This window comes from Actinomyces ihuae, assembly GCF_001457875.1.
Lineage (GTDB): Bacteria > Actinomycetota > Actinomycetes > Actinomycetales > Actinomycetaceae > Pauljensenia > Pauljensenia radingae_A.
This window is the reverse complement of record NZ_CZPX01000005.1, coordinates 939,507-951,445: the sequence shown is the minus strand read 5'-3', so window position 1 is coordinate 951,445 and position 11,939 is coordinate 939,507. Positions and strand designations below refer to the sequence as shown.

Sequence of the window (11,939 nt, the reverse complement as noted above, 5' to 3'; positions counted from 1 at the left end):
GCGTCAGTTCGCCTGAGCAATCAGCTCACGCATGACGGCGCGGGCACCGTCGCGCCGAATTGCGTGCAGCCAGTGTTCGAAGCGATCCGCAAACTCACTGGTTGATTCCAGCTCGCCGAACAGGCGGGCATCGCTCAGCAAAGCGCGCGTATTTCCGGCCTTTTGCTGCTGCGCCAGCGAGATCAGGCGATCCCGATACTGGTCGTTGATGGTGATCGGCGCGCCGTCCTCGTCGTTGCCTTCCAGTGTGAGCGCCCACGCCGCACACATCGCCGCACCCAGATCAACCGGGCGACCCTGCTCGATGCATCCGCGCAGAGCCGGCAGAACGAATTTGGGCACGCGGTCCGATGCGTCTTCGGCCAGACGATTCAGCGTGTCAGCAATGGCGTGATTGGTGAAGCGCTCGAAAAGCGTATCGACATACTGGTCGAGGTTGATGCCCGGCACGGGGCGCAGGGTGGGCAGCGCTTCACGCTCCAGGTAGGCGCGCGTCACAGCTTCAATGTCCGGATCTTCAGCGGCCTCATGCGCGTAGGTCATTCCCAACAGGCGGCCCCAGTGTGCGAGCATCTGGTGGGCGGCGTTGAGCAGGCGGAGCTTCATCAGCTCGTAGGGCACCACGTCCGTGACCATCTGGGCGCCGACTTCTTCCCACTGCGGGCGGCCTGCCGGGAACTTGTCTTCAATAACCCACTGAATGAACGGTTCAGCGCCAACCGGCCACGCATCTTCGATCCCCCACTGCTGTTCGACCAGTTCGCGATCTTCGTCAGTGGTCACGGGCGTGATCCGGTCGACCATGCAGTTCGGGAACGCAACATTGTCGTCGATCCACTGCGCCAGCTCCTGATCCGACAGTGCTGCCTGCCCACAGGCTGAATCGTGCGCAATGTGACCGTTGCCCGGCAGGTTGTCGCACGACAGTACGGTGAACGGTTCAATTGCGCGCTCGCGGCGCAGCCTGAGTGCCTCGACGATCAATCCGAATGGCGTGTGAGGCGACTGAGGTGACTGACCGTCCTCACGCGCAGCGTCATCCGGGGCGAATTCACCGGTCGCATCATCGATCGGGTAGCCTCCCTCGGTGATCGTCAGCGACACAATGCGGGTCGAGGGAGCTGCAAGCACGTCGAGCACTGCCTGAGTATCGTCTACCGCCAGCATGTGATCCATGATCGAGCCGATCACGCGCGCATCGTACGAGCCATCGGGTGCTTTGAGGACCAGAGTGTACATGCAGTCCTGCGCATGCAGAGCATCGTGCATACGTCGGTCTCGCTCCAGCACGCCTACACCGCAGATGCCCCACTCCGGCACGTCATCATCATGCTGACGCAACAGTTCATCAAGGTAGGCGGCCTGGTGAGCTCGATGAAAGTTTCCCATTCCGAAATGCACGATCACATTGCGTGGCTCGGATTTCGGTGAGCGTGAGTATGTGGGTGCAAGATCGCTGTGCGCGGGTAACGTCATCTGTGGCTCCCTCTGATCTTAAACTTGGAGATTTTTCCGTTGTCCCTGACATTTCCAGTGTAGGACACACGTATATCCAAAGGTGGCGGCAGGATTGCAGGCCGGCGATAATACGTGCGTGATGATCTTTATCCAGTGCGCCATGGCGATGGAAGCAGCACCGTTTGTCGACCAGCTTGAGCCAGGCGCCACCCGCCACATTATCGGCCATGCTGACACTCACCAGCAGGTCTTTACGCGAGGGACACTGCGCGGCCACGACGTCGTGGTGGTCGAATCCGGTATCGGCCTGGCGAATGCTGCGAGCGCCACAGCCCGCGCACTCACATTCGTCGAGGACCCGGCGACTGCGTTAGTCGTTGTTGCCGGAACATGCGGTGGCCTGGATGAGGAAGCCCAGGTGGGTGACGTCATCGTCGGTACCAGCACCGTGTATTCCAGTGCCGATGCCACAGAATTCGGGTACGCACCCGGCCAGATTCCGCAGATGCCTCCGGAATACACTGCAGGGCAGCGCGCTGCGGCATGTGCCGCCCGTGTCGAGGGTGTGTGCGCCGGCCAGGTCATTTCCGCCGATTCATTTGTCACCGCGCGCACTGTCCACACTGTTCGCACTCGTTTCCCTGCAGCGCTGGCGACCGACATGGAAACAGCCGGTGTAGCTCAGGTCTGTTTCGGCACACGCACCCCCTGGATCAGCATGCGGGCGGTATCCGACCTGTGCGGCCCGCAGGCCGGCCAGGACTTCCACATGGACGGCGACAAGGCCGCGCGCATCTCTGCCGCAGCGGTATGTGAGCTGCTCGACCTGATCGGCGGCACTCAGGTGGATCAGGCACAATAGTCGCATGTCGTTTTCAGTAGTCATGGTATGTACCGGAAACATTTGTCGATCCACAATGGCCGAACAGCTCCTTCGTGAAGCTGTCGAGCACGCGGACCTTGATGTGCGAGTGGATTCGGCAGGGATCTCCGATGAGGAGGAAGGTAACCCGATCGATTATCGTGCCGAGCGTGTGCTGCGCGAAGCAGGATACGGCATCCCCACCCATCGGGCGCGCCAGCTGCTGCCCAGTGAACTGAGCCAGTGGGATTTGATCATCCCGATGACTCGCGGCCATGAACGGGCAATCGAGCGCATGGCTGCACGCACTGGAACGGATCCGGATGTCCACCTGATGCGCGAATTTGATCCGCAGGCAGATTCGGACCTGGATCTTCCTGACCCGTGGTATGGCGGGCATCAGGATTTCGTCGACACCCTCGAGGTTCTCGAACGCTCTATCCCGGGCGTGGTTGACTATATCCGTGAGCACAGGCAATAGGCACCACTCCGACAGCCAGTCGCCTCGGGCAGCGTTGACGTCGATCGGAATCATCATGCTCGCAGTCGCCGTGGTGATCGCGCTGGTCGTTCTTGTGACGACGACGCTGTCTAGCCGCAGTAAGAAGGACACGTTTGAACCGCCCGCGCACTCTGCGCCACCTTCGGGGCCTGTGACACCACCGCTGGATTTTTCGGGCTTCGACCCGTCGAACATCATCTCTGACGAGGAATTCTTCAATGACCGCGCACTGACGCAGGATCAGATCGAAGCGTTCATCACCCAGTGGAACGATGGCTGCAGACCCAACCCCGATGGCACGCCGTGCCTGAGTTCCTACCGTGAAGACACGGCCGACATCCCCGCCGACGAGTACTGCGATGGTTTTGCGGGCCAGGCGGGCGATACCCCGGCATCGATTGTCTCCAAAACTGCTCTCAGCTGCGGTATTAACCCGGAAGTGCTGCTGGTGATGCTTCAAAAGGAACAGGGATTGATCACTGCTTCGGGCGCGAAGTTGGTCCCGAGCCGTTACGCCTCCGCGATGGGATACGCATGCCCCGACCGGCAGACGTGCGACCCGCAGTATGCAGGTTTTGCCACGCAGGTTTTCCACGCTGCCAGGCAGTTCAGAATTTACGAGGGCACCCCCGGCATGTACGACGTGATTCCTGGGCAGGTCAACACCATCCGATTCCACCCCGACGAGGCGTGCGGTGGCAGCGATGTGATGGTGGAGAATCAGGCCACAGCGAATCTGTATAACTACACGCCTTACCAGCCCAACGATGCCGCACTCACCGGTCATCCCGGCGACCAGTGTTCAAGCTGGGGCAACGCGAACTTCTACGCGTACTATCACGCGTGGTTTACACGCAGCTGAGGCCACACGTGATCCCTGGTCCAGATGCGTTGGAAAGTGTCGAAGACGTCGCCCTGGGGGCCTGCCTCGTGACGCAATGCGGGGTCTGCTGGCACGTCTAGTACGGGACGCTCAGCTGAGTCAGCGCCAGCCGTGCCGATATTGTCACCGGAACGCACAGCGTGAGCAAATTCGGCTACTGCCCGCCCGACGGGCTTGACTTTACCGTCGCTGTCGATCAGGCCGAGTGAATACTCCAGTTCGGGGAAGTCAGCCAGTTTGCGGGACACATCATGGGAACACCACCAGGTGATGCCAGTCAACTCCGGCACGTCGATCACTCCGCGGATTGTTGCGGTAGCAAAGTCTGCAGCGTCCTCAGCCGTGACACATGTGATCGGAGCGCCCACCTCCTGAAGCCATACGCCGCGGTCAGGCACGTTGCAGTATCTGTTCCATGCGCAGGCCAGCTCGACCAGGTAGCGCGCGAATACCTCCAGTGCCGGATGCCGCTTGCCGTAACGCGGCCCGACGTGGGCAAAAACCCACGAATGAACGGTAGTCAGATCGCCGAACTGTGTTGCAAATGGTGGAATGAACGGATGAGTGGCATCGAACCAGAGGTCATCATCAAAGCAGTGCACGCATGCACAGCGTCGATCAACTGCCCCGAATATTTCAGTGAGCCAGCGACGCGCTCCGTCTGTATCGACCCTGCTGTGATCGGGATGGCGTGCTGCGGCAAACTGAGGAAATTCGTTTCCAATGCATATGCCGGCCGTGCCGGGCTCGTCAGCCAACTGTGTGCTCAACTCATTGACGAGGGCGGCCTGTCCGCTGCGAATACGCTCGGACGTGAAGAGATCATCATGATGCCAGGTCACCGTCCACGAAGGAAGAAAATCAAAAGATGACAGGTGTCCCTGCAGGACATCGACCCATGTGCTCATTCCACGTTCGTGTGCCAACTGCACGAGGCGGCGCACGTCGTCGATTGCTGATTGGCGAATCAGTGTGCGATTGGGTTGGAGCAATGGCCACAGCGGGAAGATGCGGATGTGATCCATTCCTAAAGCGGCGATCGCATCGAGGTCGCGTGCTGTCTGATCGGCATCGAAGTCGAGCCATGAATGAAACCAGCCTGCCCGGGGCGTGTAATTTACGCCGAAGGCAATCTGTCGAATACTGCTCATGACAGCCTCTTTCTCTTTCTCGCGTGGAGTATGACAATGCGGGAATGGCGGTGTGCTCACCTGAAGAACAGGAGAACGAACCATCCTAGCTCTCACTTCAATTGCTGTTGTGCAGCAGGAACGGCCAGCGCCAGGTACCGAAGCTCTTGTGCTCTAGAGAAATTATATAGAAATCAGTGAGCCTGACGGAATGTACGGAAGATCTAATCTGATGTACCTGATACGTGCTACTAGTGTCATACTGGTTGCTGTGCGCAATGCACATGTCATCATATTTTCGAGGGAGAAAACACAGATGAAGGCTTGGAATAAAGCCGGTCTTGCCATGCTGGCAGGTACGGCAATGCTGATGGGGCTGACGTCCTGCACTGGTGGTGGTCCGGTCACTACGACGAACGAATCCGGAGACGATGCGCTTCAGAGTGGACCGGTCGAAGGGGAGATCACTTTTCAGACATGGTCGCTGAAGAATGACCGATTCACACCGTATTTCGAAAAGCTCATTGCAGACTTCGAAAAAGAGAACCCAGGAACGAAGATCAAGTGGATGGATCAGCCCGGTGACGGCTACGAAGACAAGGTTCTTCAACAGGCAAACTCCGGTGAGTTACCCGACGTCATTAACCTTCCACCCCAGTATGCCTATCAGTTGGCCAAGGCTGGACAGTTGGAAGATTTAGCGAAGGCGGATCCTGAAGCCCTCAACGCTTATGTCGACGGCGTGACGAAAGCGTACACATTTGACGATGCAGGAGGCGGCTCATACGGATATGGGTGGTACCTGGGAACCGACGTGAACTGGTGGAATACCGCCATGCTTGAAAATGCAGGTGTTGATGTCAGCACGTTGCCTGAAACACTCGATGACATGCTTGACATGGCGATCGACGCGGCGAAGAAGACCAACGGTGAAGTGAAAGTAGTTTCCGATCTGCCTGCCTTGGCGACGCTCGCCTCGGAGGGTGTTGAGATTATGAAAGATGGGAAGTTCACGTTTGCTACTGATCGGGCTAGGGAGATTGTCGAAAAATACGCCGAAGCATTTAAGGCGGGAGCCATGCCGGCTGAAGCACTGTCCGGTGAGTGGGTAGGCAACTCTGCTTCCTACAAGGAAGGCAAAGTCGCCTGGACAACCGGTTCAGGAGGATTTGCGTCGGAGCTGGAAAAAGAAGCTCCCTCCATCCTTGAAGCTACGAAGACAACGCCACGTTTCGGTATTCCACCTCTGTTCAGCCAGGCACTGTCCGTGTCAGCCAACTCGAAAGCCAAGCCGCTGGCACTGAAATTCGCGCAATACGTGACCAGCAATGAGAACCAGGTTGAGTTCTTGAAGATCGCCCAAGGCTTCTTCCCTGGCACGAAAGAAGGCAACGAGAATCCGGAGTCCTTTACCTCTGTGATTGAGAACCCGCTGCAAAAGGAAGCCACCGAGATGGCGACTGTATCTATTTCCGGCAAGACCCAACCTGAGCAATTCCAGCTCACTGAGAAGATCAGTAACTACTACAACCAGCAGATCGCTCTGGCTGTTCGTGGTGACATATCTGCCGAGGAAGCACTGAAGAAAGCAGAGGATAACGCCAACGCTGAGCTCAACAACTGATCGATGAGGTCTTTTCCGAATGTTCCGGCCAGAAAGCCCGCCGCGCTTTTGGGCCGGAACTTCGGTCTGCTAATCACGTTAATCAAAAAGGTGGCTCTCTATGCGCATGCATAAGTGGTACACGCCGTACATTCTTTTGGCCCCAGCTGTTATCTGGGTTCTGGTCTTCTCACTGTTGCCCTTCCTCAATACTGTCATCCTGTCTTTTACGAATGCCAAGCCCCTACAGCCAGCAACGTTCGTGGCATTCGATCAATACAGGCGCCTCCTGAACGATGAGATCTTTCACTTCGCCATCGGTAACGTCCTTGTCTATGCCTTGGTCTGCGTTCCGCTGCTGACATTCCTGCCTTTGCTTCTGGCCATGTTGGTTCAAAGGAACATTCCGGGAATAGGCTTTTTTCGCACAACCTTCTATTTCCCCGTCATTGCGTCTGCTGTTGTGGTGGCAATTATCTGGGCATGGCTCTTCGAATCTCGCGGAATCGTGAACGCCACACTTGATGCTCTCGGGCTCAGTACCGTCGACTTCTTGATTCACCGATGGTGGATCATCTTCGTCGCCATCACTCTGACGGTGTGGAAGGGGCTGGGATATTACATGGTGATCTATCTGGTTGCACTGTCGAATGTCAATCCGGATCTATACGAAGCTGCAGAGATCGATGGTGCAGGAGCGTGGCGCAAATTCTGGTCTGTCACGGTGCCCGGTGTTCGCGGCGCAATGCTCCTGATATCCGCCCTTATTACAGTGTCGGCGATGCGAGTTTTCACGGAGATTTATACGATTGTTGGCTCCGGAGGCGGCCCCGGCGGTGAAGCACAAACCATGGTGGGACATATCAAACAGACCGGTTCGGGGCTGGCAGGAAACCTCGGCTATGCATCGGCATTGTCTGTGATCTTGTTCCTGCTCACCATTGTGCCGTTGGTAATGGTTGGGTGGATGAATCAGGGACAGGAGATCCGCGAAGCGATCAGAATCCACAGGCTCTCGCGAAAAGTGCGCCGTTCCATTGAACGCGGCGATAAGAGGTCCGAAAAAGAGAAGGTGTCACAATGACATCAAAGAAAACGCGCCAGATCTCAGGACTGACGATTCGCTATATCCTCCTGATCGTCATCTTCGTCATTTCTGTCTTCCCGTTTCTGTGGCAGCTTACGACGTCTCTCAAGGGGAAGAATGAAGATCTGTATTCGTTCCCTCCCAGTCTGATTCCGCATGACTTCACTCTGAGCAACTACGGAGAAGTCATGCGCACCATTCCCGTGTTTTCATACGCGTGGCACTCTTTGATCGTTGCGGTGTCGGTCGTTGTCCTGAACTGCTTTTTCTCGTTGCTCGCAGGGTATGCGTTGGCGTGCATGAAGTTCAAAGGCAAGGCGGTTGTCATGGCGATCATTTTGTCCACCTTGCTGCTGCCTGGCGAAGTAACATTTACCAGTCAGTATTTGACGGTGAAAGCGCTGGGGGCGGCCAATTCACTTGTTGGAGTAATCCTGCCCGGAGCGATCGGTGCGATCAACGTTTTGTTGATGGCCACGGCCTGTCGAGCTATTCCACAGGATATTCTGGATGCTGCTGCCATCGACGGTGCTACAACAGTCCAGCGCATACGCCACATTGTGTGGCCCAATGCCCGAGGCATGACAGCGGTCGTTGCCCTGATGAGCTTTATTGGCGCCTGGGATGATTTTCTGTGGCCACTCGTGGTGTTGTCAGACCCGGAAAAGTACACCCTCACAGTTGGAATGCAGTACCTGGCCTCGAACCAGACGCTGGGATCTGATCCGAGGGTCGTGGCTGCCGGAACGATTATCGCCCTCCTGCCAATTATCGTCCTGTTTGCAGCGACTCAGAAGTCCTTCTTCCGCGGAGTGGAAGTTGGCGGAGTGAAAGGTTAGGAACACGCTCATAGCGTGATGAGTTGCCCAGACAGCAAGTCGCCCTCGCTCATGACGAACGAGGGCGACCAGCGTGACGACGAATCGTGTTATTCGTCGTCCCTGTTCGAACTCATCAGCGTGTTGACCGAGAGCTATCTTTGAAGGTCGTGAAGTTATCTGATAAGCCGAAGAAACGATTGGAATTCACTTCACTGCACCGGCCACCATTCCCTTGATGAAATACTGTTGTAGTACCGCGTAAGCGATGACGACAGGAATAACTGAAATGAGAGCTGCTGCGGCAGCCGGCCCCAAATCTGCTCCAGAACTTGCGAAGAACGCAGAGATTGCGGGAGCAATTGTTCGTACAGACGGATCGCGCAAGAGGTAAACGCTTAAAGCGTACTCGTTCCACACATTAACCGACACCAAGATTATGACAGTTGCAGTGACTGGCTTCAGCATGGGGAAAACAACTCGAACTAGAGTAGAGATGAGTCCTGCACCGTCCATCATTGCCGCTTCTTCAATTGAGATCGGAAGGCCACGGATGAAAGATGAGTATAGGAAGATTGCGAGAGGCATCTGTGTTGTCACCATGACGAGAATCGCGCCCCAATAGGTATTTGTCCCTCCAATTTGAGTCAAGAATGAGTACAGAGGAACAAGAATCGATAGTGGCGGGATCATAATTAGGCCGATAATTGCACTCAAGATCAGCTTGTTGAACGTAGTCTGTCGTCTAGCAAGTGGATACGCTGCTAGAGCTCCAATTAGGCAAATCAGTACTGTCGAAACGAATGTGACAATAAAGCTCGAAAAAATAGCCTCTAATATGCGGCCTCGCTCGATAGCTACACGAAAATTCTCGAAGTATAGCATCGAAGGAGGCATCCATTGAGAAGACATATCTGTCTTAGGCTTGAATGCCGTGGTGAAAGCAATATAGAGCGGCACCATCTGAATGATGCACATCAGGCAAAGCGCTAGGAACGCGAGAACGTTAGACCACCGTTTCTTCATCATGCACCTTCCACTTGATGTTTGTTGAACCAAGAATTAAGAACGAAAGTGAATGCTGCGATCGTTATGAAGAGCACAATTCCCATAGCAGAGGCGTAGCCTGCAGTCTGACTGTCAAAGTAAGTCTTAGAAATAAGCGTCGAGATTGAATGCGTCGAGTATCCAGGACCACCGCCGGTCAGAACTTGAATAACGTCAAACAACTTGAGACCACCAATTAGGTTAAGGACGATCGAAGTAGCAAAAGCAGGCTGAAGAAGAGGCATGGTGATTGAGCGGAAACGAGTCCAACCCACAGCGCCGTCGACTGCCGCAGCCTCAAGATACATCTGAGGGATCGACTGTAGACCGGCCAGATAGATGACCATTGATATGCCAACGAATTGAATTGAGTTAACAAGAACAATGATGACAATCGCTAAGTGAGGGTTCGACAGCCATGCAACTCTATCGAGTCCGAAAGCGATCATGATGTCATTGAGACCGCCGTAGTTATAGGCGAACAGCAGATAGTACATTGTGCCCATCACTACAGGTGAGATTAAGACTGGTAGGTAGACGATAGCCCGCATTACAGTTCGGCCACGGAATTTCCTGTCGAGAGCAAGTGCTAGTGATAGTCCCAAAATTTGTTGTATCAGCGTCGATCCGAAACCGTAGATCAGTGTATTGATCAGTGCACTTAGGAAGATCTCGTCTGTAAAGAGCCTAAGGTAGTTCTTTGCCCCAACATTGTTATATCCAGCACTGTACCCATTCCAGTCGGTGAAAGATAAAGCAAAACCGTTGATTAAGGGGTAAATAGTGAATACGAGAAACAAAAGAACCGCTGGAACGTAAAGAAGGTTGACTCGACGTTTCGAGAAGACGCTCGGAACATTTGAAGTCTGTTTCTTATGTTTCAACTCATCCTCCTCTTTGAGATCGATAAGTAATGAAAGAATTGGCCGGTGTATTAGTCGAAGTGACTAATACACCGGCAATCGGAACTTAGTTCTGACCGTAGAGCGTCTTGAATTGCGACTCCATTTGTTTGACAGCTGACGGTACATCACCTTGGAGAGAGATGATGGAATCAGCAGTCGAAACCATGGTGTCCCACATGCCGTTCGGCAGATAAACACGATCGAAATACGGTTCGAGAGGGATCTTGTTCGGCTCTACGAAGGTCTCGTAGCTTTCCTGTAGCGGGCCGAGATCTGACTTGGCGTTCGTCAGACCAGGAATGCCGCCAATCGCCGATGCGAGCTTTGCAGCATTCTCCGGTTCTGCGATGAAAGCGAGGTAGTCAAGTGCCTGATCCTTGTGCGGCGATGTCTTGGAAACGCCATATGCGTAGGCTTCACCACCGAGGAGGTACTTTGAACCGTTGTCATTTGGCACCGGCATATATCCGAGATGGGCCTCAGGATTGTATGTAAGTGCAGTTCCAACAACGTTGTTCTGAACGAACACGAACGCTGTCTCACCTTGTCCGAGAGCTCGAGCAATGTCGTCCATCGGTGCTGATGAATAGTCTGGATTGAAATAGCCAGCGTCAGCCCACTTCTTTATGTGCTCGAGCAGCACTGTATAGGGCTCTGAGGGGAATTCCCCGCTCTTGAGTGCTTCGCGGTTTTCTTCACTGTAAAATCCAGACGCCATGAAGTCTGCAATATTGCCTGCGAAGTAGTCATCTTTTCCGGATGCTGAAATCGGGATTACACCCAGATCCTTAATTGCAGCGAGAGCCGCGTCGAACTGCTCCCATGTTTCGATTGACTTAGGATCAATTCCTGCCTTATCCAGGACATCCTTATTGTAGACAATGCCCGCAACGTCGGTATTTGCCGGCAGCGCATAGAAATGTCCCTCTGAATCGCGCATGGCGTCATCAAGTGCTGGATTGAAATTGGCTGCCCAAGGCTGATCGTCAAGTGGTACGAGGAAATCGCTATATCTCTGCAGAGACCAGCCGTGGGTCGACCAGATGTCTGGTGGATCATTGCTCGCTAGCCGTACCTTAAGGTCAGCCTCATAGCTACTCGTCGTTGGCACGAGCTCAATTGATACGCCTTCGTGAGAAGCCTCGTACTCGTCGGTGATCTCCTGTAAGACTTCGAGAATGGGAACGTTCAGGCCGAGATTCGTTTGGAATTCAATTGTCCCCTCAGGCGTTGCGCCTGTCGAACCACTTTCGGAGCTTTGCCCTCCACCGCCATTTCCTCCACCGGTACACGCTGTAAGCGCAAGGCAAGTGCCTAATGTAGAAGCTAATAGTAGACTTCGATGTCTCATTGTATTTCCTTTGTTAAGCATTCTCGAATTATCAATCCAAGAACATGATGATTTTTTCGGTAGATCGACCGTGCCCTGAGAACGTTAGGTGCAGAGATTCCCACTCTTTGAGTTAGACGCCTTTAATTCTTCAGGGAAGAATATTGATCCAAGGTTTAAGAAGTTTCGATTCTTTTATGTTCATCCTTTCTTGGTTAGGAAACGCCTCGAGAGATTAGTTGGCAGAACGTACGAGAATGGTATTTTGATCTGCTGCATCGTAGAGAATTTCCAGGCAGGTCTAAGATGCTTGC

At 54.3% G+C, this 11,939-nt stretch carries 11 protein-coding genes; 6 read left to right on the top strand and 5 right to left on the bottom strand.

The window, feature by feature from the left end; translation table 11 throughout:
• Positions 1–3 precede the first annotated feature (3 nt).
• Positions 4–1,476, bottom strand: a complete 1,473-nt coding sequence (locus tag BN3002_RS08845) for a mannitol dehydrogenase family protein (RefSeq protein ID WP_058237531.1) — start codon at positions 1,474–1,476, stop codon at positions 4–6.
• 121 nt (positions 1,477–1,597) lie between these two features.
• Between BN3002_RS08845 and mtnN the strand changes: the two genes are divergently transcribed.
• Genes mtnN through BN3002_RS08830 form a run of 3 tightly spaced genes read left to right on the top strand, consistent with a single transcriptional unit; the run spans position 1,598 to position 3,684 of the window.
• Complete coding sequence (mtnN, locus tag BN3002_RS08840; protein ID WP_058237922.1) at positions 1,598–2,320, top strand: 5'-methylthioadenosine/S-adenosylhomocysteine nucleosidase; 723 nt, start codon at positions 1,598–1,600, stop codon at positions 2,318–2,320.
• A 55-nt stretch (positions 2,321–2,375) separates the two neighbouring features.
• Positions 2,376–2,801 (top strand): low molecular weight protein-tyrosine-phosphatase, encoded by a 426-nt coding sequence (locus BN3002_RS08835; protein WP_504739172.1) that lies wholly within the window; start codon positions 2,376–2,378, stop codon positions 2,799–2,801.
• Positions 2,785–3,684: a hemagglutinin gene (locus BN3002_RS08830; protein ID WP_257525592.1), complete on the top strand. Its 900-nt coding sequence runs from the start codon at positions 2,785–2,787 to the stop codon at positions 3,682–3,684. The genes BN3002_RS08835 and BN3002_RS08830 overlap by 17 nt, the downstream gene beginning before the upstream one ends.
• On the opposite strand, the gene BN3002_RS08825 is transcribed toward BN3002_RS08830, so the two are convergent.
• Complete coding sequence (locus BN3002_RS08825; protein WP_058237528.1) at positions 3,660–4,856, bottom strand: glycoside hydrolase 5 family protein; 1,197 nt, start codon at positions 4,854–4,856, stop codon at positions 3,660–3,662. The two genes, BN3002_RS08830 and BN3002_RS08825, sit on opposite strands and share 25 nt — an antisense overlap.
• Positions 4,857–5,151: 295 nt before the next feature.
• On the opposite strand from BN3002_RS08825, the gene BN3002_RS08820 reads away from it, so the two are divergent.
• The 3 genes from BN3002_RS08820 (at position 5,152) to BN3002_RS08810 (ending at position 8,364) form a co-directional block, all read left to right on the top strand.
• On the top strand, positions 5,152–6,459 hold the full coding sequence (locus BN3002_RS08820) for an ABC transporter substrate-binding protein (RefSeq protein ID WP_058237527.1): 1,308 nt from the start codon (positions 5,152–5,154) through the stop codon (positions 6,457–6,459).
• A 100-nt stretch (positions 6,460–6,559) separates the two neighbouring features.
• Entirely contained in the window at positions 6,560–7,522 is a 963-nt protein-coding gene (locus tag BN3002_RS08815; protein WP_058237526.1) for a carbohydrate ABC transporter permease, read from the top strand.
• Positions 7,519–8,364 carry a carbohydrate ABC transporter permease gene (locus BN3002_RS08810; RefSeq protein WP_082628616.1) on the top strand — a complete coding sequence of 282 codons (846 nt, stop codon included), beginning with the start codon at positions 7,519–7,521 and terminating at the stop codon, positions 8,362–8,364. Before BN3002_RS08815 ends, BN3002_RS08810 begins: the two co-directional genes overlap by 4 nt.
• 186 nt (positions 8,365–8,550) lie before the next feature.
• Here BN3002_RS08810 and BN3002_RS08805 read toward each other — a convergent pair whose 3' ends face one another.
• From BN3002_RS08805 to BN3002_RS08795, 3 genes are all read right to left on the bottom strand, one after another.
• Positions 8,551–9,372, bottom strand: a complete 822-nt coding sequence (locus BN3002_RS08805) for a carbohydrate ABC transporter permease (RefSeq protein WP_058237525.1) — start codon at positions 9,370–9,372, stop codon at positions 8,551–8,553.
• The gene (locus BN3002_RS08800) at positions 9,369–10,274 is read right to left on the bottom strand and encodes a carbohydrate ABC transporter permease (RefSeq protein ID WP_058237524.1); all 906 of its coding nucleotides are present in this window, start codon (positions 10,272–10,274) and stop codon (positions 9,369–9,371) included. Before BN3002_RS08800 ends, BN3002_RS08805 begins: the two co-directional genes overlap by 4 nt.
• An 85-nt stretch (positions 10,275–10,359) precedes the next feature.
• On the bottom strand, positions 10,360–11,646 hold the full coding sequence (locus tag BN3002_RS08795) for an ABC transporter substrate-binding protein (protein WP_074026222.1): 1,287 nt from the start codon (positions 11,644–11,646) through the stop codon (positions 10,360–10,362).
• Between the last annotated feature and the right edge of the window lie 293 nt (positions 11,647–11,939).